Origin of the sequence: Pseudomonas sp. C11 (assembly GCF_034683865.1) — a bacterium.
Taxonomy (GTDB): domain Bacteria; phylum Pseudomonadota; class Gammaproteobacteria; order Pseudomonadales; family Pseudomonadaceae; genus Aquipseudomonas.
The window spans coordinates 72,052-98,567 of sequence record NZ_JAWIIP010000012.1 but is presented as its reverse complement, the minus strand read 5'-3'; the positions used below and the strand labels follow the sequence as shown (position 1 = coordinate 98,567).

22 protein-coding genes and 1 pseudogene are annotated in these 26,516 nt (G+C 65.3%); 21 read left to right on the top strand and 2 right to left on the bottom strand.

Annotated features, from left to right (window positions below; translation table 11 throughout):
• Window positions 1-70: 70 nt before the first annotated feature.
• The 10 genes from edd (at window position 71) to VC352_RS19055 (ending at window position 12,185) form a co-directional block, all read left to right on the top strand.
• On the top strand, window positions 71-1,900 hold the full coding sequence (edd, locus tag VC352_RS19100; protein WP_322981095.1) for a phosphogluconate dehydratase: 1,830 nt from the start codon (window positions 71-73) through the stop codon (window positions 1,898-1,900).
• Window positions 1,897-2,865, top strand: a complete 969-nt coding sequence (locus tag VC352_RS19095; RefSeq protein WP_322981094.1) for a glucokinase — start codon at window positions 1,897-1,899, stop codon at window positions 2,863-2,865. The genes edd and VC352_RS19095 overlap by 4 nt, the downstream gene beginning before the upstream one ends.
• A gap of 43 nt (window positions 2,866-2,908) precedes the next feature.
• On the top strand, window positions 2,909-3,643 hold the full coding sequence (locus VC352_RS19090) for a response regulator (RefSeq protein ID WP_322981093.1): 735 nt from the start codon (window positions 2,909-2,911) through the stop codon (window positions 3,641-3,643).
• Window positions 3,633-5,090, top strand: coding sequence for an ATP-binding protein (locus tag VC352_RS19085; protein ID WP_322981092.1), 1,458 nt, complete (start codon window positions 3,633-3,635; stop codon window positions 5,088-5,090). Before VC352_RS19090 ends, VC352_RS19085 begins: the two co-directional genes overlap by 11 nt.
• A 151-nt stretch (window positions 5,091-5,241) precedes the next feature.
• Complete coding sequence (locus tag VC352_RS19080) at window positions 5,242-6,474, top strand: AGE family epimerase/isomerase (protein ID WP_322981091.1); 1,233 nt, start codon at window positions 5,242-5,244, stop codon at window positions 6,472-6,474.
• A gap of 115 nt (window positions 6,475-6,589) precedes the next feature.
• Window positions 6,590-7,858 carry an ABC transporter substrate-binding protein gene (locus VC352_RS19075; RefSeq protein ID WP_322981090.1) on the top strand — a complete coding sequence of 423 codons (1,269 nt, stop codon included), beginning with the start codon at window positions 6,590-6,592 and terminating at the stop codon, window positions 7,856-7,858.
• A gap of 118 nt (window positions 7,859-7,976) precedes the next feature.
• On the top strand, window positions 7,977-8,885 hold the full coding sequence (locus tag VC352_RS19070) for a sugar ABC transporter permease (RefSeq protein ID WP_322981089.1): 909 nt from the start codon (window positions 7,977-7,979) through the stop codon (window positions 8,883-8,885).
• A complete protein-coding gene (locus tag VC352_RS19065; RefSeq protein WP_322981088.1) occupies window positions 8,878-9,708 on the top strand; it encodes a carbohydrate ABC transporter permease in 831 nt (276 codons plus the stop codon). Before VC352_RS19070 ends, VC352_RS19065 begins: the two co-directional genes overlap by 8 nt.
• A 29-nt stretch (window positions 9,709-9,737) precedes the next feature.
• Window positions 9,738-10,904, top strand: coding sequence for a sn-glycerol-3-phosphate ABC transporter ATP-binding protein UgpC (locus VC352_RS19060; RefSeq protein ID WP_322981087.1), 1,167 nt, complete (start codon window positions 9,738-9,740; stop codon window positions 10,902-10,904).
• Window positions 10,905-10,952: 48 nt separating this feature from the next.
• Window positions 10,953-12,185, top strand: a complete 1,233-nt coding sequence (locus tag VC352_RS19055; protein WP_322981086.1) for a carbohydrate porin — start codon at window positions 10,953-10,955, stop codon at window positions 12,183-12,185.
• 7 nt (window positions 12,186-12,192) lie between these two features.
• Here VC352_RS19055 and VC352_RS19050 read toward each other — a convergent pair whose 3' ends face one another.
• Window positions 12,193-13,053: a MurR/RpiR family transcriptional regulator gene (locus VC352_RS19050; protein ID WP_268178725.1), complete on the bottom strand. Its 861-nt coding sequence runs from the start codon at window positions 13,051-13,053 to the stop codon at window positions 12,193-12,195.
• Window positions 13,054-13,228: 175 nt separating this feature from the next.
• Between VC352_RS19050 and zwf the strand changes: the two genes are divergently transcribed.
• The 10 genes and pseudogenes from zwf (at window position 13,229) to VC352_RS19010 (ending at window position 20,927) form a co-directional block, all read left to right on the top strand.
• Complete coding sequence (gene zwf / locus VC352_RS19045; protein ID WP_322981085.1) at window positions 13,229-14,698, top strand: glucose-6-phosphate dehydrogenase; 1,470 nt, start codon at window positions 13,229-13,231, stop codon at window positions 14,696-14,698.
• Window positions 14,685-15,398 (top strand): 6-phosphogluconolactonase, encoded by a 714-nt coding sequence (pgl, locus tag VC352_RS19040; protein ID WP_322981084.1) that lies wholly within the window; start codon window positions 14,685-14,687, stop codon window positions 15,396-15,398. Before zwf ends, pgl begins: the two co-directional genes overlap by 14 nt.
• Before the next feature lie 11 nt (window positions 15,399-15,409).
• A complete protein-coding gene (locus VC352_RS19035; RefSeq protein ID WP_322981083.1) occupies window positions 15,410-16,069 on the top strand; it encodes a bifunctional 4-hydroxy-2-oxoglutarate aldolase/2-dehydro-3-deoxy-phosphogluconate aldolase in 660 nt (219 codons plus the stop codon).
• A 6-nt stretch (window positions 16,070-16,075) separates the two neighbouring features.
• Window positions 16,076-16,897: a shikimate 5-dehydrogenase gene (locus VC352_RS19030; RefSeq protein ID WP_322981082.1), complete on the top strand. Its 822-nt coding sequence runs from the start codon at window positions 16,076-16,078 to the stop codon at window positions 16,895-16,897.
• Window positions 16,898-17,031: 134 nt separating this feature from the next.
• Window positions 17,032-17,496: pseudogene (locus tag VC352_RS25540) on the top strand (multicopper oxidase domain-containing protein); the annotation flags it as partial.
• Between the two features lie 53 nt (window positions 17,497-17,549).
• Window positions 17,550-17,612 (top strand): hypothetical protein, encoded by a 63-nt coding sequence (locus VC352_RS25535; protein ID WP_416340211.1) that lies wholly within the window; start codon window positions 17,550-17,552, stop codon window positions 17,610-17,612.
• Between the two features lie 214 nt (window positions 17,613-17,826).
• Window positions 17,827-18,405 carry a multicopper oxidase domain-containing protein gene (locus tag VC352_RS25530; protein ID WP_416340210.1) on the top strand — a complete coding sequence of 193 codons (579 nt, stop codon included), beginning with the start codon at window positions 17,827-17,829 and terminating at the stop codon, window positions 18,403-18,405.
• 224 nt (window positions 18,406-18,629) lie between these two features.
• Entirely contained in the window at window positions 18,630-19,886 is a 1,257-nt protein-coding gene (locus VC352_RS19020; protein ID WP_322981080.1) for an amino acid permease, read from the top strand.
• Window positions 19,887-19,961: 75 nt separating this feature from the next.
• On the top strand, window positions 19,962-20,438 hold the full coding sequence (gene tadA, locus VC352_RS19015) for a tRNA adenosine(34) deaminase TadA (protein WP_322981079.1): 477 nt from the start codon (window positions 19,962-19,964) through the stop codon (window positions 20,436-20,438).
• 21 nt (window positions 20,439-20,459) lie between these two features.
• Window positions 20,460-20,927: a hypothetical protein gene (locus VC352_RS19010; RefSeq protein WP_322981078.1), complete on the top strand. Its 468-nt coding sequence runs from the start codon at window positions 20,460-20,462 to the stop codon at window positions 20,925-20,927.
• A gap of 12 nt (window positions 20,928-20,939) precedes the next feature.
• On the opposite strand, the gene mltF is transcribed toward VC352_RS19010, so the two are convergent.
• Window positions 20,940-22,406, bottom strand: a complete 1,467-nt coding sequence (gene mltF / locus VC352_RS19005) for a membrane-bound lytic murein transglycosylase MltF (RefSeq protein ID WP_322981077.1) — start codon at window positions 22,404-22,406, stop codon at window positions 20,940-20,942.
• 168 nt (window positions 22,407-22,574) lie between these two features.
• Here mltF and purL point away from each other — a divergent pair, with 168 nt between their 5' ends.
• Window positions 22,575-26,471: a phosphoribosylformylglycinamidine synthase gene (gene purL, locus VC352_RS19000; protein WP_322981076.1), complete on the top strand. Its 3,897-nt coding sequence runs from the start codon at window positions 22,575-22,577 to the stop codon at window positions 26,469-26,471.
• Window positions 26,472-26,516 lie beyond the last annotated feature (45 nt).

The window sequence follows — 26,516 nt, the reverse complement described above, 5'->3', positions numbered from 1 at the left end:
AGCGCTTTGGCTGTCAGTATTTTGATAAAAATACAATTTAATGGCTGTTCGAAAGCCTGGAGTCGAAACCATGCATCCCCGCATTCTTGAGGTCACCGAGCGCCTCATTGCCCGTAGCCGTGCGACCCGCGAACGTTATCTGGCGCAGATGGCGGCCGCCGACAGCCAGGGCCCGCACCGTGGCACGCTGCAGTGCGCCAACTTCGCCCACGGCGTGGCGGGCTGCAATTCCGCTGGCGACAAGCAGCGCCTGCGCCTGATGAACGAGGCCAACGTCGGCATCGTCACCGCCTACAACGACATGCTCTCGGCTCACCAGCCCTACGAGCACTACCCGCAGATGATCAAGCAGGCGCTGCGCGAGGTCGGCTCGGTCGGCCAGGTGGCCGGTGGCGTGCCGGCGATGTGCGATGGCGTGACCCAGGGTGAGCCGGGCATGGAACTGAGCCTGGCCAGCCGCGAGGTGATCGCCATGTCCACCGCCGTGGCGCTGTCGCACAACATGTTCGATGCGGCGATGCTGCTGGGCATCTGCGACAAGATCGTGCCGGGGCTGATGATCGGCGCCCTGCGCTTCGGTCATCTGCCGATGATCTTCGTGCCGGGCGGGCCGATGCCGTCGGGCATCCCCAACAAGGAGAAGGCCGCCGTGCGCCAGCTCTACGCCGAGGGCAAGGCGAGCCGCGAAGAGCTGCTGGAGTCGGAGATGAAGTCCTACCACAGCCCCGGCACCTGCACCTTCTACGGCACCGCCAACACCAACCAGGTGGTCATGGAAATCATGGGCCTGCACCTGCCGGGCTCGTCCTTCGTCAACCCCTACACGCCGCTGCGTGACGCGCTGACCGCCGAGGCCGCGCGCCAGGTGGTGCGCCTGACCCGTCAGGGTGGCGAGTACACGCCGTTGTGCCGGATCATCGACGAGAAGGCCATCGTCAACTCGGTGGTGGCGCTCAACGCCACGGGCGGTTCGACCAACCACACGCTGCACATCCCCGCGTTCGCCCGCGCTGCCGGTATCCATCTGACCTGGCAGGACATGGCCGATATATCGGCGGTGACACCGACCCTGGCCAAGGTCTACCCCAACGGCCAGGCCGACGTGAACCACTTCCATGCCTGCGGCGGTGTGCCTTTCATGGTGCGCACCCTGCTCGAAGCCGGTTTGTTGCACGAGGATGTGCATACCGTGGCTGGGCCAGGTCTGGCGCGCTACACCCAGGAACCCTTCCTCGATGATGGCCGCCTGGTATGGCGCGAAGGCCCTGCGCAGAGTCTGGATGGCAATATCCTGCGTGGCGCGGAGGAGCCCTTTTCCGCCGAAGGCGGGCTGCGTGTGCTCAGCGGCAACCTCGGCAATGCAGTGGCCAAGGTGTCGGCGGTGGCGCCGGAGCATCAGGTGGTCGAGGCCCCGGCGCGGGTGTTCGAGACTCAGGCCGAGCTGGCCGATGCCTTCAAGGCCGGTGAGCTGGCGCGCGGCTTCGTCGCCGTGGTGCGCTTCCAGGGGCCCAAGGCCAATGGCATGCCCGAGCTGCACAAGCTCACGCCTTATCTGGGCGTGCTGCAGGATCGTGGTTTCAAGGTGGCGCTGGTCACCGACGGGCGTATGTCCGGGGCATCGGGCAAGGTGCCGGCGGCCATTCACGTCAGCCCGGAAGCCTGGGATGGTGGCCCGCTGGCCAAGGTGCGCGACGGCGATCTGATTCGCGTCGATGGCGTCACCGGGCACCTGCAAGTGCTGGTGGATGAGGCGGAGTGGGCCGCCCGCGAGCTGGCGCCGCGCCCGCAGGGCACCGGCATCGGTTGCGGGCGTGAGCTGTTCGCCTTCATGCGCGCCGCCTTCAGTCCGGCGGAGCAGGGCGCCAGTGCCTTCACCGCAGAGCTGGAGTCGCTGCGATGAGTCTGGTGCTGGTCGGCGATGTCGGCGGCACCAATGCCCGTTTCGCCCTGTGGCGCGATGGCCGTATCGAAGCCGTGAGGGTCTCGGCCACGGCCGAGCATGCCACGCCGGAGCAGGCCGTGGCTGCCTACATGGCCGCCGTGGGGCTGGCGCCGGGGGCGGTGCAGACCGTCTGCCTGGCCTGCGCCGGGCCGGTGGAAGTCGATCCGTTTCGCTTCACCAACAACGCCTGGCGCATCAGTCGTGCGGCCTTCTGCGCCGAGCTGCAGGTGCGCGAGCTGCTGCTGATTAACGACTTCTCGGCCATGGCGCTGGGCATGACCTGCCTGCGCGAGGACGAGTACATCAGTGTTTGCCCGGGCGTGGCCGAGCCCGGTCGACCGCGCGTGGTGATCGGCGCCGGCACCGGCCTGGGTGTGGGCACCTTGCTGGAACTGCCGGGCGGCGGCTGGCATGCGCTACCGGGCGAGGGCGGGCATGTCGATCTGCCGGTCGGCAATGCGTGTGAGGTGCAGGTCTGGCAGGCCCTGCATGCGCAGCTCGGGCACGTCAGCGCCGAGTCTGGCGCGCTCAGCGGCAATGGTTTGCTGGCGCTGTACCGCGCCACCTGCGCGGTGGACGGCCAGCCGCCGCTGTTGCACAGTGCCGCGCAGATCACTGGCGCGGCGCTTGAGGGCGACGCGCTGGCGGCCAGCGTGCTGGAAAGTTTCTGCTGCCTGCTGGGACGGGTGGCCGGCAACAACGTGCTGACCCTGGGCGCACGCGGTGGCGTGTATATCGCTGGCGGCATGGTGCCGCGCTTCGCCGAATTCTTCCTGGCCAGTGGTTTTTCCCGCAGCCTGCGCGACAAGGGCTGCATGAGCGGTTACTTCGACGGCTTGCCGGTGTGGCTGGTGACCGCCGAATATCCGGGGCTGATGGGCGCTGGTGTGGCGGCGGAGCAGTATCTGGCGCGCAGCCGATAGCCGCGCGTGGCGTTGCATAACAACAAGATCAAGGATTATCGATGTGAGCCCGACCGGAAAATCCATCCTGCTGGTCGACGACGACCAGGAAATCCGCGAGTTGCTGCAAACCTACCTGGGGCGCGCCGGCCTGCAGGTGCGCAGCGTGGCCGATGGCGCCGGCTTTCGCCAGGCGCTGGAGGAGGGCGGCGCGGACTTGCTGATTCTCGATGTGATGCTGCCCGACGAGGACGGCTTCAGCCTGTGCCGCTGGACGCGTGAGCACGGGCGTTTCGCCCAGGTGCCGATCATCATGCTCACTGCCAGCTCCGACGAGGCCGACCGGGTGATCGGCCTGGAACTGGGCGCCGATGATTACCTCGGCAAGCCGTTCAGCCCGCGCGAGCTGCTGGCGCGGATCAAGGCCCTGCTGCGTCGGGTGCACTTCGCCCAGGAGCGTGCCCCCGAGGTGCTGGCTTTCGACGAATGGCGCCTGGATATGGTCAGCCACCGCCTGTTTCACCTCGATGGCGAGGAGGTGCTGCTGTCCGGCGCCGACTTCGCCCTGCTCAAGCTGTTTCTCGATCACCCGCAGCAGATTCTCGACCGCGACACCATCGGCAACGCCACGCGTGGCCGCGAGATGATGCCGCTGGAGCGCGTCGTCGACATGGCCGTCAGTCGTCTTCGCCAGCGCCTGCGCGACACCGACAAGCCGCCCCGGCTGATCCGCACCGTGCGCGGCAGCGGCTACCAGTTGGCCGCAACGGTCACCGCCCAGGCTGGCCATGCGCGCTGAATGGCGGCGGCTGTTGCCGATTCCGCGTTCGCTGCTCGGGCGCATGCTGCTGCTGACCCTGCTCGCCGTGTTGGTGGCGCAGGCGCTGTCCAGCGCCATCTGGTTGTCGCAACTGCGTGCCACCCAGCTCGAAGGCCTGGTGACCACCGCACGTAGCCTGGCCCATTCGATGTCGGCCAGCGTGCGTTACTTTCGTTCGCTACCGGTGGCCTATCGGCCACTGGTGCTCGACCAGTTGCGCAGCATGGGCGGCACGCGCTTCGTGGTCAGCCTCAATGATCGCCCCCTGCAGATGAAGCTGTTGCCCGCCACACCACGCAGGCAGGCGGTGACCGAGGCGGTGAGCGAGGTGTTGCAGGAGTCGCTGGGCGGCGGGGCGGATATCTCGGTGAATTTCGTCAGCCCGGACGATCTGCTGATCTTCAACGGCGGTCTCAAGCTCGACGAGTTGCCGCGCTCCTGGGCGCATTACGCGCTGACGCTGGAGCCGGTCAAGCCGCCGGTGCTGGTGACGCAGATGCAACTGGCGCCCGGCGAATGGTTGTATATCGCCTCGCTGCTGCCCGAGCCCTACACCACTCTGGAGGAGCCGCTACTGCCGGCTCAGCAGTGGTGGTTCATGCTCTTCAGCAGTGCTTTTCTGCTGCTGTTCATTGGCCTGCTGGTGCACTGGCAGAGCCGCCCGCTCAAGCGTCTGGCGCGAGCGGCGCGGAGCATGTCGCTGGGCGCCGAGGTGGAGCCGGTGGCCGAGGGCGGCGGGCGCGAGGTGGTCGAGGTGGGGCGTGCCTTCAATGCCATGCGTGAGCGCATCAGCCGCTACCTGACCGAGCGCGCGCAATTGTTCAGCGCCATTTCTCATGATTTGCGCACCCCCATCACCCGTCTGCGTCTGCGCGTCGAGTTGCTGGAGGACGAGGCCGTGCAGGCCAAGTTCGGCCGCGATCTGGACGAGCTGGAACTGTTGGTCAAGGGCGCGCTGCAGTGCGTCAAGGACACCGACATCCACGAGAACATCGAGCCGGTGGATCTCAACCAGCTGTTGCATTGCCTGGTCGAACCCTACCTGGCGCCGACGGGAACGGGCCAGGTGACCGTGCACGGTCAGGCCCAGGCGGCTTATCCGGGCAAGCCTTTGGCGCTACGCCGCTGCATCGGCAACCTGATCGACAATGCGCTCAAGTACGGCCACAACGCTCGCCTGTATGTCGAAGACGATGCGCACGGTTATGTGCTGCATGTCGATGACGATGGCCCTGGCGTGCCCGAACAGCGCCTGGAGCAGGTGTTCGAGCCGCATTTCCGCCTGGCCGGGCAGCAACAGGGCTACGGCCTGGGGCTGGGCATCGCGCGCAATATCGCCCACAGCCATGGCGGCGAGGTGAGCCTGCAGAACCTGCGTGAAGGCGGCCTGCGGGTGACCCTGCAGTTGCCGCGCACGCCGGACTGACTGCCCGCTGCGGACTCCGTTCGGGCGATACGCAGGTGCCAATGGCTTCCCGGGTATCGTTGCGCTCAACCCAGGCTACGGGGAGCTCAGGTGTCGTCGTTTTGTTGCCTGGTCACCCGGGTGCTCGCCAAGAATCTTCGGAGTAACTGCCATGAACCTGCCTGAACTGCCCGCTGCGAGCTGGCTGAGCAAGACCGCCCACCGGGCCTGGCTCGCTGGCGAAGGCCAGCGCCTGCTGGCCTTCGCCAGGGCCGCGCGCGTCGAGCAGGGCTTCGCCGCCCTCGATGAGCGCGGCAGCCTGCCGGCCGATGCCCGCGCCGAGCTGATCCACACCACGCGCATGACCCATTGCTTCGCCCTGGCGCATGTTCAGGGGCTGCCGGGTCATGCCCATCTGGTCGACCACGGCATCGCGGCGTTGCACGGGGCATTGCGTGACGAGGTGCATGGCGGCTGGTTCGCCGATGCCCGCCGCAGCGGCGACAAGAGCGCCTATCTGCATGCCTTCGTCGCCCTGGCTGCCAGCTCCGCACAGGTGGCCCGGCGGCCTGGCGCCGAAGCCTTGCTGGCCGAGGCCATCGCGGTGCTCGACGAGCATTTCTGGAGCGAGGAGGAGGGTGCTCTGCGCGAGAGTTTCAGCCGCGACTGGACGCAGGAAGAAGCCTATCGCGGCGCCAACAGCAACATGCATGGTGTGGAGGCCTTTCTCGCCCTGGCCGATGTCACCGGCGACAGCGTCTGGCTGCAGCGCGCCCTGCGCATTGCCGAGCGGCTTATCCATGGCCATGCCGTGGCCTGCGGCCATGTCGTGGTCGAGCATTTCGACCGCCACTGGCAGGCGTTGCCCGAGTACAACGCCGACAACCGCGCCGACCCCTTCCGCCCCTACGGCAGCACACCGGGTCACAGCTTCGAGTGGGCGCGCCTGCTGCTGCATCTGGAGGCGGCCTTGCTACGCGCCGGGCTGGCCGCGCCCGATTGGCTGCTGGCGGATGCCCGTGGCCTGTTCGCCAGTGCCTGTCGCGCTGCCTGGCAGGCCGACGGCGCGCCGGGGCTGGTCTACAGCCTGGACTGGCAGGCGCGGCCGGTGGTGCGGGCGCGTCTGCACTGGGTGCAGGCCGAAGCCATCGCGGCGGCGGCGGCTCTGTTGCGGCGCACCGGCGAGGCCGATTACGAGCGCTGGTATCGGCAGTTCTGGGAGTTTGCCGCGCGCCATTTCATCGACTTGCAGGGCGGCAGCTGGCATCACGAACTGGACAACGACAATCGCCCGGCAGCGAGCATCTGGCCCGGCAAGCCCGACCTCTATCACGCCTATCAGGCCGTGCTGCTGCCGAGCCTGCCGCTGGCGCCGAGCCTGGCCAGTGCTCTGGTGGCTTTGTAACGAGCTGGTGACACTCGCGCGTCGCTTCGTTACCTGAGCGGCCTCGCAGGCTGATTACACTCCATCCCATGCAAGCGCCATGACTTGCCGGATAACAACAAGAAAGGTATTTCCGATGAACGCGATTTCTCGTCTCGCCGCTGCCGTTTCTCTCGTTTCCCTGCTCCCGTTCTCCGCCCTGGCCGCCGACTCCAAAGGTACGGTGGAAGTCGTGCATTGGTGGACCTCCGGTGGCGAGGCCGCTGCCGTCAAGGTGCTGCGCGAGCTGGTGGAGAAGGACGGCTACACCTGGAAGGACAGCGCCGTGGCCGGTGGTGCAGGCGCTGCCGCCATGACCGTGCTGAAGACTCGGGTGATTTCCGGCAACCCGCCGGGCGCCGCGCAGATCAAGGGGCCGGATCTGCAGGAGTGGGGCGCGCTGGATCTGCTCGCGCCGCTCGATGACGTGGCCAAGGCCAACAACTGGGATGGCCTGCTGTCCAAGACCGTCGCCAACACCATGAAGTACGACGGTCATTACGTCGCCGTGCCGGTGAACATCCACCGCGTCAACTGGTTGTGGATCAACCCGGAAGTGTTCAAGAAGGCCGGTATCGACAAGGCGCCGACCACCCTCGACGAACTCTACGCCGCCGGCGACAAGCTCAAGGCTGCCGGCTTCGTGCCCCTGGCCCATGGCGGTCAACCCTGGCAGGACAGCACCGTGTTCGAGGGCCTGGTGCTCGGCATCATGGGTGCCGACGGCTACCACAAGGCCTTCGTCGAGCATGACGAGGCGACCCTCACCAGCGCGCAGATGACCGAGGTGTTCACCGCGCTGAAGAAGCTCTCCACCTACATGGACGACAACCGCGCCGGGCGCGACTGGAACCTGGCCACTGCGCAGGTGATTCAGGGCAAGGCCGGCATGCAGATCATGGGTGACTGGGCCAAGAGCGAGTGGACGGCTGCCGGCAAGGTAGCCGGCAAGGATTACCAGTGCGTGCCGATGCCGGGCACCACTGGCAGCTACACCTACAACATCGACTCTTTGGCCATGTTCAAGCTCAAGAACGAAGGCGACATCGCCGCCCAGCATGCCCTGGCGCGCATCGCCCTGGAGCCCGAGTTCCAGTACGTGTTCAACGAGAACAAGGGCTCGATCCCGGTGCGCCCCGATTTGGACATGAGCAAGTTCGACAGTTGCGCCCAGGCCTCCATGAAGGATTTCCAGGAGGCTGACAAGGCCGGTGCGCTGGAGCCGAGCATGGCCCACAGCATGGCCACCAACCTGGCGGTGCAGGGCGCGATCTTCGATGTGGTCAGCAACTTCATGACCGACAAGAACGCCGACCCGAGCAAGGCCGGGGCGCAGATCTACGCGGCGATCAAGGCCGCGCAGTAAGGCGCTGCGGGCCTGCCGCCGCAGGCCCGCTTCCTTTTCCTCGATGCTTGCCGATAGGCCCCGGCGCTGTCGTGGGCAGCGCTCGGCCCGAATTTCATCCACACACTGGTAATGCCCGATGAGTGTCACGACGCGAGCTGCCAAGGCTTCACCCTTCGATGCGCTGCAACGCTGGCTGCCCAAGCTGGTGCTGGCGCCGAGCATGCTGGTGGTGCTGGTCGGTTTCTATGGCTACATCCTGTGGACGGCGCTGCTGTCGTTCACCAACTCCAGCTTCATGCCCAGCTACAAGTGGGTGGGCCTGCAGCAATACGCGCGCCTGCTGGACAACGACCGCTGGTGGGTGGCGAGCAAGAATCTGATGATCTTCGGCGGCCTATTCATCGGCATCAGCCTGGTGGTCGGCGTACTGCTGGCGGTGCTGCTGGATCAGCGCATCCGCCGTGAAGGCTTCATCCGCACCGTCTACCTGTACCCCATGGCGCTGTCGATGATCGTCACCGGCACCGCCTGGAAGTGGCTGCTCAACCCCGGCCTGGGCCTGGACAAGATGCTCCGCGACTGGGGCTGGGAAGGCTTTCGCCTGGACTGGCTGGTGGATCAGGATCGGGTCATCTACTGCTTGGTGATCGCCGCCGTGTGGCAGGCCTCGGGCTTCGTCATGGCGCTGTTCCTGGCCGGGCTGCGCAGCGTCGATCAGTCGATCATCCGCGCCGCCCAGGTGGATGGCGCGAGTCTGCCGACCATCTACCTGCGCATTGTCTTGCCGAGCCTGCGCCCGGTGTTCTTCAGCGCGGTGATGATCCTCGCCCATATCGCCATCAAGAGCTTCGATCTGGTGGCGGCGATGACTGCCGGCGGCCCTGGCTACTCCTCCGACCTGCCGGCGATGTTCATGTACAGCTTCACCTTCAGCCGCGGCCAGATGGGCATTGGCTCGGCCAGCGCGATGCTGATGCTCGGCGCGATCCTGGCGATTCTGGTGCCGTACCTCTATTCGGAACTGCGAGGCAAACGCCATGACTAGAGCCTTCAGCTTCAGCCGCGTGGCGATCTACGCCACCCTGTTGTTCGCCGCTGCACTGTATCTGGTGCCGCTGGTGGTGATGCTCCTGACCAGCTTCAAGACCCCCGAGGACGTGCGCACCGGCAACCTGCTGTCGCTGCCCGAGGTGTTCACCCTGATCGGCTGGGTCAAGGCCTGGGGCGTGGTCGATGGCTACTTCTGGAACTCGGTGAAGATCGCCGTGCCGGGAGTGCTGATCTCCACGGCCATCGGTGCGCTGAATGGCTACGTGCTGTCGATGTGGCGCTTCCGTGGCTCGCAACTGTTCTTCGGCCTGCTGCTGTTCGGCTGCTTCCTGCCGTTCCAGACGGTGCTGCTGCCGGCCTCCTTCACCCTCGGCAAGCTGGGCCTGGCCAATACCACCACTGGTCTGGTGCTGGTGCATGTGGTCTACGGCATCGCCTTCACCACTTTGTTCTTCCGCAACTACTACGTCAGCGTGCCGGAGGCCCTGGTCAAGGCGGCGCGCCTGGATGGCGCCGGCTTCTTCACCATCTTCGGGCGCATCCTGCTGCCGATGTCGGTGCCGATCATCATGGTCTGCTTGATCTGGCAGTTCACCCAGATCTGGAACGACTTCCTCTTCGGCGTGGTGTTCGCCAGCGGCGACGCACAGCCGATCACCGTGGCCCTGAACAATCTGGTCAACACCAGCACTGGGGCCAAGGAATACAACGTGGACATGGCTGCGGCAATGATCGCCGGGCTGCCGACCCTGCTGGTGTACATCCTGGCGGGCAAATATTTCCTGCGCGGCCTCACGGCTGGCGCGGTCAAGGGTTGAAAGCTGCGCTGGCAGCAGTGGAGAAGTGAATGGCAACGCTCGAACTGCGTAACGTCAACAAGTCCTACGGCAGCGGCCTGACGGATACCCTCAAGTGCATCGACCTGCAGATCGATGACGGCGAATTCCTGATCCTGGTCGGCCCATCGGGCTGCGGCAAATCCACCCTGATGAACTGCATCGCCGGGCTGGAGAACATCAGCCAGGGCGAGATCCTCGTCGATGGCGTGGATATCAGCGGCATGAGCCCCAAGGATCGCGACATCGCCATGGTGTTCCAGTCCTACGCGCTGTACCCGACCATGAGCGTGCGCGACAACATCGCCTTCGGCCTGAAGATGCGCAAGATGGCCCCGGCGGCCATCGACGAGGAAGTGACCCGCGTGGCCAGGATGCTGCAGATCGAGCACCTGCTCGCCCGCAAGCCGGGCCAGCTCTCCGGCGGCCAGCAGCAGCGCGTGGCCATGGGCCGGGCGCTGGCGCGGCGGCCGAAGATCTACCTGTTCGACGAGCCCCTGTCGAACCTCGACGCCAAGCTGCGCGTGGAGATGCGCACCGAAATCAAGCTGATGCACCAGCGCCTGAAGACCACCACGGTGTACGTCACCCACGACCAGATCGAGGCCATGACCCTGGGCGACAAGGTGGCGGTGATGAAGGAGGGCGTGATCCAGCAGTTCGGCACGCCGCAGCAGATCTACAACGAGCCGGCCAACCTGTTCGTCGCCAGTTTCATGGGCTCGCCGCCGATGAATTTCGTGCCGGTGCAACTGCAGCAGCGTGACGGCCAGTTCTGGGCCGGTCTGGTGTCGTCGGCCGGGCGCTGCGAGCTGCCGCTCGGGCAGTTGCCGGCTGGCAGTGAAGCGCGCCAGTTGTTGCTGGGCATTCGCCCCGAGCAGGTGCAGCTCGCCAGTGCCGGCGCCGTCCAGGGCGTGCTGCCGGCAGCGGTCGAGGTGCTCGAACCCACCGGCCCGGACACCCTGGTGTTCGTCGAGGTCAACGGCAGCAAGCTGTGCTGCCGCCTGGCGCCCGATCAGGCACCGCCGGTTGGTCAATCTCTGAATCTGCAGATCGATGCGGCGCGCGCCCTGCTCTTCGATGCCGAGAGTGGTGAGCGCGTGCGCCCGCTGGCGGCGCAGCCGGGCGCTGCCAGCGCCGCGAATGAGCATCACAAGGAGTCGGCCTCGCAGTCCTGATGCCGGCATTGCACAGCGGTAACAACAATAAAAACAGCGGGAGAGGTTATGAAACGAGCAACGGGTTTGGGCCTGGCCATGGCGCTGGGTTCCCTGGCACTGCCGATGTCGAGCATGGCGCTGGAATTCACCGGCTACGTGCGCAGCGGTGCCGGTACGGCCGATGGCAATGGCCGGCAATCGTGCTTCCAACTGCCGGGTGCGCAATCCAAGTACCGCCTGGGTAACGAGTGCGAACAGTACGCCGAGCTGGATCTGCGCCAGGATCTGTTCACCCTTGATGATGGCTCGGTACTCAGCGTCGAGGGCATGGCGCAGCTCTACAACCAGTACGGCCACACGCCGAAATTCACTGGCGACTATGGCACCGCGCGGATGAACCAGATGTACGCCGAGTGGAGCAAGATGCCAGCGCTGGGTGGCGGCTCGCTGTGGGCCGGGCGCCGTTTCTACAAGCGTAACGATATCCATATCTCCGATTTCTACTACTGGAACCAGAGCGCCACCGGTTTCGGCATCGACGAGATGAAGATCGGTGATTACAAGTACAGCTACGTGTTCTCGCGCAAGGACAGCTACGACCAGAAGGAATACATCAACCGTCACGACTTCAACGTCGGCGGCTTCGTCACCAACCCGGGCGGCGAGGTCGAAGTGGGCGTCAGCTACATTGACAAGCCGTCTTCGGTGGAGGATTCGCACAGCGGCTGGGCCGTGACCGGCCAGCACGTGCAGAAGAACTTCCTGGGTCTGAGCGGCGACAACAAGTTCGCCCTGCAATACGGCGAGGGGCCGGGCACGGGGCTGGGCTACACCGGCGACCCGACCCTGGATCGCAGCGCCAAGAGCTGGCGCATGGTCGAGTTCTTCGACTTCCAGATGACCCCGCGCCTTGGTGGCCAGGTCGAGCTGGTCTATCAGAAGGACACGCGCTCCGACGGGGTGGATCAGAACTGGCTGTCGGTCGGCGGTCGCACCAGCTACGCCTTCACCGAGCAGTTCAAGCTGGTGGGCGAGATCGGTCGTGATCAGGTCGAGGCCCCTGGCGGCACGCGCAAGCTGACCAAGTTCACCGTCGCGCCGACCTGGTCGCCTGCCGGCCCCGGCTTCTGGGCGCGCCCGGAAATTCGTCTGTACTACACCTATGCCAGTTGGAACAAGGCCGCGCAGCAGGCGGCCAACCTGCTAGCCGAAGGCTCGGCGCTGTCCGATAGCGGCGCCTTCGGCAGCTCGCGCAACGGCTCCAACTTCGGCGTGCAGGTGGAGTACTGGTGGAAGTGAGCGGCTGCTACATCGGCTCTTCGTCAGCCGGATAACGGCTGGCGTTGAGGCTTTCCTTGATCTTGCGCAGGTGTGGCTGGAAGTCCACGCCACGGCGCAGGGTCATGCCGGTGGCCAGTACGTCGAGCACGGTGAGTTGAATAATGCGTGAGGTCATCGGCATGTAGATGTCGGTGTCTTCGGGCAGCGGGATGTCCAGGCTCAGGCTGCTGGCCTGGGCCAGGGGCGAGCCGGCGGCGGTGAGGCCGAGCACCGAGGCGCCGTTCTCGCGGGCCAGGCGTGCCACCTCCACCAGCTCGCGGGTGCGTCCGGTGTAGGAAATGATCACGAACAGGTCGCCGGTGTGCGCCACCGAGGCCAGCATGCGCTGCATCAGCACATCGGCATGGGCCGATACCGCCAGGTTGAAACGGAAGAACTTGTGCTGCGCGTCCAGTGCCACCGGCGCAGATGCGCCGAGGCCGAAGAAATGGATCTGCCGGGCCTGGATCAGCATGTCCACGGCGCGGCTGATCAGGTTCGGATCGAGGCTCTGGCAGGCGCTGTCCAGCGAGGCGATGGCGCTGCCGAAGATCTTGCGCGTGTACGCCTCGGGGCCGTCGTCGGCTTCCACTGCCTGGCTGACGTAGGCCGCGCCGCTGGCCAGGCTCTGCGCCAGTTGCATCTTCAGTTCGGGGTAACCGTTGACGCCGAAGGAGCGGCAGAAGCGATTCACCGTCGGCTCGCTGACCTGCGCGGTCTGGGCCAGGGCGGCGATGCTCAGGCGGGTGGCCTGCTGCGGGTTGTGCAGTATCACTTCGGCGACCTTGCGTTCGGCCTTGTTCAGGCTTTCCAGGCGGCCCTGAATCTGCTCGAGAAGATTGCGCACGCGATCCATTGTTGTCCTTGTCAGATGAAATGCGGGGTCAATCCTAAGCTGGGGCTCGCTGGCTGGCTACCGCTACAGGATTTTCCAGAAAATGTTGTTTTTATTACTACATTGAGGTTGCCATGCTCGGTATTAGCCGCTATCAATACTGCAACTTGATAGAAGAAAAAAGATCATGCCTGTGATGCCCGTTGAACCCTGTACCTTTGCCCTGTTCGGCGCCCTGGGTGACCTGGCGCTGCGCAAGTTGTTTCCCGCCCTGTATCAGCTCGACCGTGCCGGCCTGCTGCACGAGGACACCCGGCTGCTGGCCCTGGCTCGCGAGACGGGTGACGCTGCCATGCACCTGGAGGTGATCGAACGCCACCTGCGCCGCTACCTGCCGGCCAATGAGCTGGATGAAGCCGTGCTGCAGCGCTTTCGGGCGCGCCTGCACTACCTGGGCATGGAATTCCTGCCGGCCGATGGCTACCCGCAACTGGCCGAGTGGGTCGGGCGTGATCGCCCCCTGATCGCCTACTTCGCCACGCCGGCTTCGGTGTATGGCGGCATCTGCGCCAACCTGGCCGCGGTCGACCTCGCTGCCAACACCCGCGTGGTGCTTGAAAAACCCATCGGCCACGACCTGCCATCCTCGCGTGCGGTCAACGAGGCAGTGGCCGCCTACTTCCCGGAGAGCCGGGTCTACCGCATCGACCATTACCTGGGCAAGGAGACGGTGCAGAACCTCATCGCCCTGCGTTTTGCCAACAGCCTGTTCGAGACCCAGTGGAACCAGAACCACATCAGCCATGTGGAAATCACCGTGGCGGAGAAGGTGGGGATCGAGGGGCGCTGGGGCTATTTCGACAAGGCCGGGCAACTGCGCGACATGATCCAGAACCACCTGCTGCAACTGCTCTGTCTGATCGCCATGGATCCACCGGGCGACCTCTCGGCCGATGCCATCCGTGACGAGAAGGTCAAGGTGCTGCGTGCGCTGGAGCCGATCAGCGCCGAGCAACTGTCGCAGCGCGTGGTGCGCGGCCAGTACGTGGCTGGCATCAGCGACGGCAAGCCTGTGCCCGGTTATCTGGAAGAGGAAAACGCCAACGCCCAGAGCGACACGGAAACCTTCGTCGCGCTGCGTGCCGACATCCGCAACTGGCGCTGGGCCGGCGTACCCTTCTACCTGCGCACCGGCAAGCGCATGGCGCAGAAACTGTCGCAGATCGTCATTCACTTCAAGGCGCCGCCGCACTATATCTTCGCCCCCGAGCAGCGCCAGTTGATCGGTAACAAGCTGATCATTCGTCTGCAGCCCGATGAGAGCATCTCGTTGCAGGTGATGACCAAGGATCAGGGGCTGAACAAGGGCATGCAGTTGCGCAGCGGGCCACTGCAGCTGAATTTCTCCACGGCCTACGGCAGTGAGCGGATTCCCGATGCCTACGAGCGCTTGCTGTTGGAGGTCATGCGTGGCAATCAGAACCTGTTCGTGCGCAAGGATGAAATCGAGCATGCCTGGCACTGGTGCGATCAACTGATCGCCGGCTGGCAGAAACTCGGCGACTCGCCCAAGCCTTACGTCGCCGGCACCTGGGGGCCAATGAGTTCCATTGCCCTGACCACTCGTGATGGATGGGCCTGGTATGGCGATCTCTGATCTGCAATTTCCCGCTGGCGTCGTGACGCATGGCTTCGAGCGGGCACAACATCTGGCCAGCGCGCTGGCCGAGCGCGTAGCCGCCGCCCTGCGTGAGGCCATCGCCGAGAACGGGCAGGCCACGCTGGTGGTGTCCGGTGGGCGCAGCCCGATTGCCTTCTTCCAGGCGCTGGCGATGCAGGCTCTGCCGTGGAGCAAGGTGCTGGTGAGCCTGGCCGATGAGCGCTGGGTGCCGGTCAGTCACGAGGACAGCAACGAGGCGCTGGTGCGCCGCCATCTGTTGCAGGGGCCGGCTGCCGAGGCGCGTTTGCTCGGTCTTTACCACAGTGCAGGGAGCCTGGAACAGGCTGCTGAGCTGACCGAGCAGGCCCTGCGCGAGCTGCCGCCAATCGACGTGCTGGTGCTGGGCATGGGCACCGATGGCCATACCGCTTCGCTGTTCCCTGGTAGTCCCAATCTGCCGCAGGCGTTGCAGGCCGATTGCCCGCGCCGCTGCCTGCCGATGCTGGCGCCGAGCGTGCCGCACCAGCGCCTGACCTTGACCCTGCCCGTGCTCAAGGCCGCGCGACTGCAAATCCTGGCGATAGAAGGCCAGAGCAAGCTGGTGGTACTGGAACAGGCGCTGCAGCAGCGTGATCCGCACCATATGCCGATCAGCGCCTTCATTGGTGCGCCCCTGAACATCTATTGGTGCCCGTAAGGAGCAATGCCATGACCCAATCCATGAGCCGCACGGTTCCCAGCATGGCCGAGAAGGTCGCCAGCATCGATGCGCTCTGCGCCCGCGCGCGGATCATGCCGGTGATCACCATCGCCCGCGAGGAGGACATCCTGCCGCTGGCCGATGCTCTGGATGCCGGCGGCCTGCAGGTGCTGGAAATCACCCTGCGCTCGCCCCATGGTCTGACGGCCATCCGCCGCCTGCGCCAGGAGCGCCCGCACCTGTGCATCGGCGCCGGTACGGTGCTGGATCCGCACACGCTGGCGGCGGTGGAAGAGGCCGGCGCGCAGTTCGTGGTCAGCCCCGGCAGCACCGATGAGCTGCTGCAGGCCGCGTTGCAAAGCCCGCTGCCCCTGCTGCCTGGCGTGGCCAGCGCCTCGGAAATCATGCTCGGCTACCGCCTCGGTTACCGCCGTTTCAAGCTGTTCCCGGCCGAGGTCTGTGGCGGAGTCGCCGCGCTCAAGGCCTTTGGTGGCCCCTTCGCGGATGTGCGTTTCTGCCCGACCGGCGGCGTTGGCCCGGCCAATCTGCAGCGCTACATGGCGCTGGCCAATGTGATGTGTGTCGGCGGTAGCTGGATGCTCGACAGCTCGACGGGCTGGGACGCCGTGCGCCAGGTCAGCGCCGAAGCCTTGGCATTGCTGGACTGATGGGCGATGACCTTGCATATCAACAAGGACACGCGCCTGTGCATGTCGTTGTCCGGGCGGCCAGGCAATTTCGGCACGCGCTTTCACAACTACCTGTATCAGGCCATGGAACTGGACTATCTGTACAAGGCGTTCACCACCGACGATCTGCCGGCTGCGATCGGTGGTATTCGTGCCCTCGGCGTGCGCGGTTGTGCGGTGTCGATGCCGTTCAAGGAAGCCTGCATTCCCTGCCTCGATGGTTTGCACGAATCGGCTGCCACTCTGCAGTCGGTCAACACCATCGTTGCCGATGCGGGACGGCTGACCGGCTACAACACCGATTACAGCGCCGTGGTGAAGTTGCTGGCGCAGCACGACGTGCCGCGTGACATCCCTTATGCATTGCGCGGCAGCGGCGGCATGGCCAAGGCGGTGGGTTGCGCTTTGCGGGACAGCGGTTTTGCCAACGGCTGCATCGTCGCCCGCAACGCGCACACGGGCAGGGCGCTGGCCGATGTGTGCGGCGTGGACTGGTGCGAGAGCCTGGATGCTCAGCCTGCCGGGCTGCTGGTCAATGTCACGCCGCTGGGCATGCGTGGCGAGCAGGCCGAGCAACTGGCTTTCGACGAGGCGGCCGTCGAGGCTGCGCAATGGATCTTCGACGTGGTGGCCGTGCCCGTGGAAACCCCGCTGATCCGTTTGGCCAGGGCGCTGGGCAAGCCGGTCATCACCGGAGGCGAAGTCATCGTGCTGCAGGCGCTGGAGCAGTTCGTCCTGTACACCGGTGTGCGCCCCGACGGCGAACTGGTTGAGCGCGCAGCGCGTTTCGCGCTGAGCGAAAACTGAGGCACCGATCCTGTCCTGCACCTGGCTGATGTGGCGATCTGTCACTGCTGGCCGGGGGCGATTCTGGGCAACACCCTTGCGATAATGAGAAGATATTGCAACTGAGTGAAGCGCACGAATCGTCGAGGTCGTAGATGGCATTTTCCCGTAGACAGGTGCTGGCCGGTTTGGCTGGCCTGGGTGTGGTCGGTCTGGGCGCTGGTGGTGTGCGTTATTGGCTGGGGCGCCCGGAGAATGTGGCAACCCATGACTACGAGCTGATCGCCGCGCCGGTGGATATGGAGCTGGTGCCGGGGCATGTCACGCCAGCCTGGGGCTACGGCGGGCAAGCGCCGGGTGTCGAACTGCGCTGCCGCCAGGGCGAGCGCTTGCGGGTGCGCTTCATCAACAAGCTGGAGCAGCAGAGCACCATTCACTGGCATGGCATCCGCCTGCCGCTGGCAATGGATGGCGTGCCTTACGTCTCCCAGGCGCCGGTGCTGCCCGGCGAGTACTTCGATTACGACTTCATCTGCCCGGATGCCGGCAGCTACTGGTATCACCCGCATACCACCAGCAGTGAGCAGCTCGGCCGCGGCCTGGTCGGCCCGCTGATCGTCGAGGAGCGCGAGCCGACCGGCTTTCGCCATGAGCGCACGCTGAGCCTGAAGACCTGGCATGTGGACGAGCAGGGCGCCTTTACGCCCTTCTCGGTGCCGCGCGAGGCCGCGCGTGAGGGCACTCGCGGGCGTCTGACCACCATCAATGGCGAGCCGAACCCGACGCTGGAGCTGCCGGCCGGGCAGGTGGTGCGTCTGCGTCTGATCAACCTCGACAACACCGTCACCTATCGCCTCAACCTGCCGGGCGGCGAGGCGCGCATCTATGCGCTGGACGGCAACCCCGTGCAGCCGAGGCCGTTGGGCAAGGAATACTGGCTGGGGCCGGGGATGCGCATCGATCTGGCGCTCAAGGTGCCGGCTGCCGGTCAGGAGCTGTCGCTGCGCAATGGCCCGCTGCGCCTGGCCACCCTCAAGGGCAGTGCGAACAACGAGGCGCCGGGCGATTGGCCGCCAGCGTTGCCAGCCAACCCGGTAGCCGAGCCGGATCTGGCCAAGGCCGAGACCCTGCGCTTCAACTTCGAGTGGGCGGCGGCGCTGGCCTCGCCGGCCGACGAAGCCGCCGGACGCTACAAGTACTGGCAGATCAACGGCCAGGCCTGGGACATCAACGACAAGACCTGCGCCGACCGCCCCATCGCTAAGCTCAAGCTCGGCGGGCATTACATCTTCGTGCTGCGCAACATGGCCCAGTACCAGCACCCGATCCACCTGCACGGCATGTCGTTCAAGGTGCTGGACTCCGATCGCAAGCGGATCATTCCGTACTTCACCGACACCTACCTGCTGGGCAAGAACGAGACGGCGCGCATCGCTTTCGTCGCCGATAACCCGGGGGTGTGGATGTTCCATTGCCATGTCATCGATCACATGGAAACCGGCCTGATGGCCGCCATCGAGGTGGCCTGAAACCCTGATGCTAGCCCGCGCGCCGGAAACCTTGTGGTAAGGTGCGCGCCCCGTTCGCGGCCGGCCTCTGGTTGGTGGCGGGCGGGACGTCCTCCGGGCAGTCGCCAGGGTGGGCCTGGATCTCCGTTTTGTTTGCGCAATGCCCGTTCACCGTTCAGAACAAAGGCCGTGGCAGTTCGGTTCAGGCCCTCCTGATACGTTGATTTCGTTGTAGAGGTGTTGTGATGAGTGAAACGCAGATCCGCTCCGTGGCGGAGCAAGCCGGCGCCGAGCCGACGGCCGCATCGGGGCTGGAGGTCAAGCGCCTGAGCTTCCTCGAAGCCGTGGCCATGATCGTGGGCACCAATATTGGGGCCGGTGTGCTGTCGATGGCTTACGCCAGTCGCAAGGCCGGCTTCATGCCCTTGCTGCTCTGGCTGGCAGTGGCCGGCATTTTCACCACCATCACCATGCTCTACGTCTCGGAAACCGCGCTGCGCACCCGTGCGCATAGCCAGCTCAGTGGCCTGGCCAAGCGCTACGTCGGCTCGTTCGGTTCCTGGGCGATCTTTCTTTCGGTCGCGGTCAACAGCATCGGTGCGCTGATCGCCTATATGAGCGGCAGCGGCAAGATCCTCTCGGCATTCCTCGGCATCAGCCCGGCGCTGGGCAGTCTGCTGTTCTTCGCCCCGGCGGCGCTGGTGCTGTATCTGGGCCTGAGCGCGATCGGCAAGGGTGAGAAGTTCATCAGCATCGGCATGGTCAGCATGATCCTGATTCTGGTGGTCGCGACGCTGATCAATGAGAACACCGATGCCGCGCGTCTGCTCGAAGGCGACTGGGTCTACATGGTGCCGGTGTTCAACATCGCCGTGTTCTGCTTCTCGGCGCAGTACATCGTGCCGGAGATGGCCCGTGGCTTCGCCGACCGCCCGCAGTTGCTGCCGCGCGCAGTGATCACCGGGATGATCAGCACCTTCGTCCTGCTGGCCATCGTGCCGGCTTCGGTAATCGCCCTGACCGGCCTGGAAAATCAGTCCGAGGTGGCCACCCTGGCCTGGGGCGAGGCGCTGGGGCAGTGGGCGTTCTACACCGCCAACACCTTCGCCCTGTGCGCGATGATGACCTCGTACTGGGGCCTCGGCGGCAGCTTCCTGACCAACATCTTCGACAAGTTCCAGTCGCTTGGCGCCGAGTCGCAGCCCAAGACCCGCCTGATGGTGCTCGGCCTGGTGTGCGTGCCGCCGTTCGTGCTGGCCTACAGCGGCATGGTTGGTTTCGTCAACGCGCTGTACTTCGCCGGTGCCTTCAGCGGTGTGATCCTCTCGATCATGCCCATCCTGATGCTGCGCCAGGCGCGTCGCCGTGGTGATCTGCAGCCGGCCTGGCAATGCGGCTGGATTGCCCATCCGGCGCTGCAGGCGGTGATCGTGCTGATCTACCTGGCCAGTGCTGTGTACGCCGTGCTCAGCGCTCTGCAGCTGTTGCCGTCCGGCTGGTAAGGGCGGGGCTTTCTTTCCGCGCCGTTGTCTGTACATTGCGCACAGGCAACGGCGCCTGCTGGCATTTCTCTCTCCATGAACAGACCGCGAATCATCGATCGATCCCTTGACGAGCCCTTCATGCAGGCGGCGCTGGCGCTGGCTCGCCAGGGCGCCGAGCTGGGCGAGGTGCCGGTGGGGGCAGTGCTGGTGCAGGAAGGGGAAATCATCGGGCGCGGCTTCAATTGCCCGATCTCGCGCCATGACCCCAGCGCCCATGCCGAGATGGTGGCGATCCGCGCCGCAGCTGAAAGCGTGCAGAACTACCGCCTGCCGGGCAGCACCCTGTACGTCACGCTGGAGCCGTGCAGCATGTGCGCCGGGCTTATCGTGCATGCACGTATCGCCCGTGTGGTGTTCGCCGCCAGCGAGCCGCGTGCGGGCATGGCGGTCAGTCAGGGGCGTTTCTTCGAGCAGGGCTTTCTCAATCATCGGGTGATGGTGGAAGGCGGGCTGCTGGCCGAGGAGAGCGGGGCGCTGTTGAAAGCATTCTTCAAGGCGCGGCGTAGCTGAGCTGTTCTTTTACAGGGAGAGATGATGAAGCGATTGATGGCGCTGTTGGCGTTGGTGGCGGCTCCGGCTCTGGCCGAGCAGCGAGACGTGTACCTGCTGGCCACCGTGCAACTGGGTGGCTCCAACCTGGCGCAGAGCATTTTTCTGTATGAGCCGGAGATCACCACGCTGGAGGAGTGCCGGGTGGCCGTGCGCGATGGCCAGCGTGATCGCGACTGGCTGCGCTATCACCATATCTTCATGCGGGATCGCTTCAAGGGTTTCACCGGCCAGCTGGATTATCGCTGCGTGTTCACCACGCAGCACTTCAGTGAATGGAACGACCGGGCGCGCTACAGCCATCCCTACCTGATCAGCATCGACGAAGCGTCCAACCTCAAGGTCGAGCGGATGCCGAGCCAGGCGCAGTGTGCGTCGGCGCTGGCGGCCTTGCCGCAGGCGAAGCGGGCACAGAGTCGTTGCTCGGTGGGTAATCAGAGCCTGCGCTGAGGGCGGCAGGCGTCAGAGCGGCGGGGTTTCGTCTTCGGGTTTGCGCTTGTCGATGCCCGGCAAGTGAATACCACTCTCGGCGACCTCGGTGCCTTCCAGCTGCGGCTGGGTCACCCAGGTCAGGATGTCGTAGTAACGGCGGATGTTGCGCACGAAATGCACCGGCTCGCCGCCGCGGGCGTAGCCGTAGCGCGTCTTGCTGTACCACTGCTTCTGCGCCAGGCGCGGCAGGATCTTTTGCACGTCGGCCCATTTGTTCGGATCCAGGCCCTCGGCTTCGGTCAGGCGCCGGGCGTCTTCCAGATGTCCGCCGCCGACGTTGTAGGCGGCCAGGGCGAACCAGGTGCGATCCGGTTCGGCGATGTCTTCCGGCAACTGGCTGTGCACCTGCAGGAAGTAGCGCGCGCCGCCTTCGATGCTCTGCTTGGGGTCGAGACGGTTGGCGACGCCGACCGATTGCGCGGTGCGCTGGGTCAGCATCATCAGCCCGCGCACGCCTGTCTTGGAGGTGGCGCCAGGCTGCCACATGGATTCCTGATAGCCGATGGCGGCCAGCAGACGCCAGTCCACCTGATGCGTGCGGGCCGAGTGGCGGAACATCTGCTCGTAGCGCGGCAGGCGCTGCTGCAGGTGTTGGGCGAAGGTGTAGGCGCCCACGTAACCCAGCACGTCGACATGGCCGTAGTAGCGTTCTTTCAGGCGTTGCAGGGTGCCGTTGGCTTCCGCGCGCTTGAGGAAGGCGTTGATTTCCTGCAGCAGGCTGTCGTCTTCGCCAGCGGCGACGGCCCAGCGCATGCGGTTGGTTTCGCCCAGGTCGAAGGCAACGCGCACGTTGGGGAAGTACACCTGGTTCATCGCCAGTTCGTTGGAGTCGACCAGGGTCAGGTCGATCTGACCTTCGTCGACCATGCGCAGCAGGTCGACCACCTCGACGGCGTCGGAGACTTCGAATTGCAGATCCGGAAGTTGTTGCTTGAGGGCGGCCAGCTGTTCGGCATGGCTGCTGCCGGCCAGTACCAGGATGCGCTTGCCGATCAGGTCTTCCGGCTTGGTCGGGCGTGATTCGCCCTGGCGGTAGACGACCTGCGGGGTGACTTCCAGATAAGGGATGGAGAAGCGTGCCTGGCGCTGGCGCAGGGGCGTATCGATCAGGCCGGCGGCGGCGAGTACCGGGCCGTCCTTGCGGTCGATGCTGGCGAACAGGCTGTCGAGGTTGTCGGCGGTTTCGACCTTCAGTTCCACGCCTAGGTCGGTGGCGAAGCGCTTGGCCAGTTCGTATTCGAAACCGGTCGCGCCGTTACGATCCTGGAAATAGGTCGACGGGCTGTTTCGGGTGACCACGCGCAGCTCACCCTCCGCCTTTACCTGCTCGAGTACGCTGGGCTTGTGCTCTTCGCCACAGCCAGCAAGCATCAGGAGGGTTCCAATCGCCAACAGCCTTGTGGCGCAACGCATGCGTATCGCAGGTCGTGCAAACATCGGCGCAGTATACGCAAAGCGCATCCAGTGCCATATCTCGACAGCGAGGCGCTTCTCTGCTAGCGCTCGCCCGTCTTGAAACGGCGCGGCACGGGTGCCGCGCGCGCGGCTTTAGGCTAGAATGCACGGCCTCTAAGCACACCCCCTTCTCCAGAGGCTGTCCCGACGATGTTGATTCTGCGCGGCGCTCCCGCTCTTTCCGCTTTCCGCCATGGCAAATTGCTCGAGCAACTGACCAGCAAGGTGCCGGCCGTGACCGGGCTGTACGCCGAGTTCGCACACTTCGCCGATGTCACCGGCGTTCTGACTGCCGATGAAGAACAGGTGCTGGCGCGCCTGCTCAAGTACGGCCCGAGCGTGCCGGTGCAGGAGCCCAGCGGCAAACTGTTTCTGACCATCCCGCGTTTCGGCACCATCTCGCCCTGGGCCAGCAAGGCCAGCGACATCGCCCGTAACTGCGGCCTGAGCAAGATCCAGCGTCTGGAACGCGGCATCGCCTATTACGTGAGCGGCGAACTGAGCGAAGCCGACAGCGCCACCGTTGCCAGCCTGCTGCATGACCGTATGACTCAGCTGGTGCTGGGCGCCCTGGAAGACGCTGGTGCGCTGTTCAGCAATGCCCAGCCCAAGCCGCTGACCGCCGTGGACGTACTCGGTGGTGGCCGCGCCGCGCTGGAGCAGGCCAACCAGGATCTGGGCCTGGCCCTGGCCGAGGACGAAATCGACTACCTGGTGAAGAGCTTCAATGACCTGGGGCGCAATCCGCACGACATCGAACTGATGATGTTCGCCCAGGCCAACTCCGAGCACTGCCGCCACAAGATCTTCAATGCCAGCTGGGACATCGATGGCGAGAGCCAGGACAAGTCGCTGTTCGGCATGATCAAGAACACCTACCAGATGCACAACGAAGGCGTACTGTCCGCTTACAAGGACAACGCCTCGGTCATCGTCGGCCACACCGCCGGTCGCTTCTTCCCCAATCCTGAGACCCGCCAGTACGGCGCGGTGCAGGAGCCGGTGCACATTCTGATGAAGGTGGAAACGCACAACCACCCGACCGCCATCGCCCCGTTCCCCGGCGCCTCCACTGGCTCCGGTGGTGAGATCCGCGACGAAGGCGCCACCGGTCGTGGTGCCAAGCCGAAGGCTGGTCTGACTGGCTTCTCGGTTTCCAACCTGAATATCCCCGATTTCCTCCAGCCCTGGGAAAAGCCCTACGGCAAGCCCGAGCGCATCGTCAGCGCGCTGGACATCATGATCGAAGGCCCGCTTGGCGGCGCCGCATTCAATAACGAGTTCGGTCGTCCGGCGCTCAATGGCTACTTCCGTACCTTCGAGCAGGCGGTGAGCAGCCCGCGCGGTGAGGAAGTACGTGGCTACCACAAGCCGATCATGCTCGCCGGTGGTCTCGGCAACATCCGCGAGAACCACGTACAGAAGGGCGAAATCTCGGTCGGCGCCAAGCTGATCGTGCTCGGCGGCCCGGCCATGCTCATCGGTCTCGGTGGCGGTGCAGCCTCCTCGATGGCCACCGGCGCCAGTTCGGCTGATCTGGATTTCGCCTCGGTACAGCGCGAGAACCCGGAAATGGAGCGCCGCTGCCAGGAGGTCATCGACCGCTGCTGGCAGTTGGGCGAGGCCAACCCGATCAAGTTCATCCACGATGTTGGCGCTGGCGGCATCTCCAACGCCCTGCCGGAGCTGATCAACGACGGTGGTCGTGGTGGTCGCTTCGAGCTGCGCAACGTGCCCAACGACGAGCCGGGCATGGCCCCGCACGAAATCTGGTGCAACGAGTCGCAGGAGCGTTATGTGCTGAGCGTCGACGCTGCCGACTTCGAGCGCTTCCAGGCCATCTGCGAACGCGAGCGCTGCCCCTTCGCCGTGGTCGGCGAGGCCACTGCCGAGCCGCACCTGACCGTCACCGACAGCCACTTCAGTAACACCCCGGTGGACATGCCGCTGGAAGTGCTGCTGGGCAAACCGCCACGCATGCACCGCAGCGTCAGCCGCGAAGCGGAGCAGGGCGATGACTTCGACGCCTCCGGCCTGGATCTGCAGGACGCGGTATCGCGCGTGCTGCGCCATCCGGCCGTGGCCAGCAAGAGCTTCCTGATCACCATCGGCGACCGCACCATCACCGGCCTGGTCGCTCGCGACCAGATGGTTGGCCCCTGGCAGGTACCGGTAGCCGATTGCGCCGTGACCGCCACCAGCTTCGACGTCTACACCGGCGAAGCCATGGCCATGGGTGAGCGCACGCCGCTGGCGCTGCTCGACGCGCCGGCATCCGGCCGCATGGCCGTTGGCGAGACCATCACCAACCTGGCCGCCGCGCGCATCGACAAACTCTCCGACATCAAACTGTCGGCCAACTGGATGGCCGCTGCCGGTCATCCGGGTGAGGACGCGCGCCTGTACGACACCGTCAAGGCCGTCGGCATGGAGCTGTGCCCGGCGCTGGGCATCACCATCCCGGTGGGCAAGGACTCCATGTCCATGAAGACCCGCTGGCAGGACGAAGAGGGCGAGAAGAGCGTGACCTCGCCGCTGTCGCTGGTGATCTCCGGCTTCGCCCCGGTACAGGACGTGCGCCAGACCCTGACCCCGCAACTGCGCATGGACAAGGGCGAAACCGACCTGATCCTGATCGACCTCGGTCGTGGGCAGGATCGCCTGGGTGGCTCGATCCTGGCGCAGACCCATGCGCAGATCGGCCAGACGGTGCCGGACGTTGACGATGCCGAAGACCTCAAGGCCTTCTTCGCCGTGGTGCAGGGCCTGAACGCCGACGGCCACATCCTGGCCTACCACGACCGCTCCGACGGCGGCCTGATGACCACTGTGCTGGAAATGGCCTTCGCCGGTCATTGCGGCCTGGCCCTGAACCTCGACGCCCTGGCCGATGCCGCAGCTGAGCTGCCGGCCGTGCTGTTCAACGAAGAACTCGGTGCGGTGATCCAGGTCCGCCAGGACGCCACCGCCGAAGTGCTGGCGCAGTTCAGTGCTGCTGGTCTCGATGACTGCGTGGCGGTGATCGGTCAGCCGGTCAACAACGGCGACATCATCGTCAGCTTCCAGGGTGAAGCGGTATTCACCGGCGAGCGTCGTCTGCTGCAGCGTCAGTGGGCGGAAACCAGCTATCGCATCCAGCGCCTGCGTGACAACGCTCAGTGCGCCGACCAGGAATTCGACCTGCTGCTGGAAGAAGACAACCCCGGTCTGTCGGTCAAGCTCGGCTACGACGTCAATCAGGACATCGCTGCGCCTTACATCAAGAAGGGCGTACGTCCGCAAGTGGCGATCCTGCGCGAGCAGGGCGTCAACGGCCAGGTGGAAATGGCTGCGGCGTTCGACCGCGCCGGCTTCTCCGCCATCGACGTGCATATGAGCGACATCCTTGCCGGTCGCGTCAGCCTGGAGCAGTTCAAGGGCCTGGTGGCCTGCGGTGGTTTCTCCTACGGTGACGTGCTCGGTGCCGGCGAAGGTTGGGCCAAGTCGATCCTGTTCAACACCCGTGCCCGCGAAGGCTTCCAGGCCTTCTTCGAGCGCAAGGACAGCTTCGCCCTCGGCGTGTGCAACGGCTGCCAGATGATGAGCAACCTGCACGAGCTGATTCCGGGCACCGAGGCCTGGCCGCACTTCGTGCGCAACCGCTCCGAGCAGTTCGAGGCGCGCGTGGCCATGGTGCAGGTGCAGGAGTCGGCGTCGATCTTCCTGCAGGGCATGGCCGGCTCGCGCATGCCCATCGCCATCGCCCACGGTGAAGGCCATGCCGAGTTCGAGAGCGAGGAAGCCCTGCTGGAGGCCGATCTGTCCGGCGCTGTGGCCCTGCGCTTCGTCGACAACCACGGCAAGGTCACCGAAGCCTACCCGGCCAACCCCAACGGCTCGCCGCGCGGAATTACCGGCCTGACCAGCCGCGACGGCCGCGTCACCATCATGATGCCGCACCCTGAGCGCGTGTTCCGCGCTGTGCAGAACTCCTGGCGCCCGGACGAGTGGCAGGAAGACGCCGGCTGGATGCGCATGTTCCGCAACGCCCGCGTCTGGGTGGACTAATAGCGGCCGCGTAGCGGCCTTCTGATGACCCTCTCCCATTCATGG

What these genes read in the sequence shown, in the direction of transcription:
- edd (WP_322981095.1), top strand. Translation starts at nt 71, where the DNA reads ATGCATCCCCGCATTCTTGAGGTCACCGAGCGCCTCATTGCCCGTAGC.
- VC352_RS19095 (WP_322981094.1), top strand. Translation starts at nt 1,897, where the DNA reads ATGAGTCTGGTGCTGGTCGGCGATGTCGGCGGCACCAATGCCCGTTTC.
- VC352_RS19085 (WP_322981092.1), top strand. Translation starts at nt 3,633, where the DNA reads ATGCGCGCTGAATGGCGGCGGCTGTTGCCGATTCCGCGTTCGCTGCTC.
- VC352_RS19080 (WP_322981091.1), top strand. Translation starts at nt 5,242, where the DNA reads ATGAACCTGCCTGAACTGCCCGCTGCGAGCTGGCTGAGCAAGACCGCC.
- VC352_RS19075 (WP_322981090.1), top strand. Translation starts at nt 6,590, where the DNA reads ATGAACGCGATTTCTCGTCTCGCCGCTGCCGTTTCTCTCGTTTCCCTG.
- VC352_RS19070 (WP_322981089.1), top strand. Translation starts at nt 7,977, where the DNA reads ATGAGTGTCACGACGCGAGCTGCCAAGGCTTCACCCTTCGATGCGCTG.
- VC352_RS19065 (WP_322981088.1), top strand. Translation starts at nt 8,878, where the DNA reads ATGACTAGAGCCTTCAGCTTCAGCCGCGTGGCGATCTACGCCACCCTG.
- VC352_RS19060 (WP_322981087.1), top strand. Translation starts at nt 9,738, where the DNA reads ATGGCAACGCTCGAACTGCGTAACGTCAACAAGTCCTACGGCAGCGGC.
- VC352_RS19055 (WP_322981086.1), top strand. Translation starts at nt 10,953, where the DNA reads ATGAAACGAGCAACGGGTTTGGGCCTGGCCATGGCGCTGGGTTCCCTG.
- zwf (WP_322981085.1), top strand. Translation starts at nt 13,229, where the DNA reads ATGCCTGTGATGCCCGTTGAACCCTGTACCTTTGCCCTGTTCGGCGCC.
- pgl (WP_322981084.1), top strand. Translation starts at nt 14,685, where the DNA reads ATGGCGATCTCTGATCTGCAATTTCCCGCTGGCGTCGTGACGCATGGC.
- VC352_RS19035 (WP_322981083.1), top strand. Translation starts at nt 15,410, where the DNA reads ATGACCCAATCCATGAGCCGCACGGTTCCCAGCATGGCCGAGAAGGTC.
- VC352_RS19030 (WP_322981082.1), top strand. Translation starts at nt 16,076, where the DNA reads ATGACCTTGCATATCAACAAGGACACGCGCCTGTGCATGTCGTTGTCC.
- VC352_RS25530 (WP_416340210.1), top strand. Translation starts at nt 17,827, where the DNA reads ATGCGCATCGATCTGGCGCTCAAGGTGCCGGCTGCCGGTCAGGAGCTG.
- VC352_RS19020 (WP_322981080.1), top strand. Translation starts at nt 18,630, where the DNA reads ATGAGTGAAACGCAGATCCGCTCCGTGGCGGAGCAAGCCGGCGCCGAG.
- tadA (WP_322981079.1), top strand. Translation starts at nt 19,962, where the DNA reads ATGAACAGACCGCGAATCATCGATCGATCCCTTGACGAGCCCTTCATG.
- VC352_RS19010 (WP_322981078.1), top strand. Translation starts at nt 20,460, where the DNA reads ATGATGAAGCGATTGATGGCGCTGTTGGCGTTGGTGGCGGCTCCGGCT.
- mltF (WP_322981077.1), bottom strand. Translation starts at nt 22,406, where the DNA reads ATGTTTGCACGACCTGCGATACGCATGCGTTGCGCCACAAGGCTGTTG.
- purL (WP_322981076.1), top strand. Translation starts at nt 22,575, where the DNA reads ATGTTGATTCTGCGCGGCGCTCCCGCTCTTTCCGCTTTCCGCCATGGC.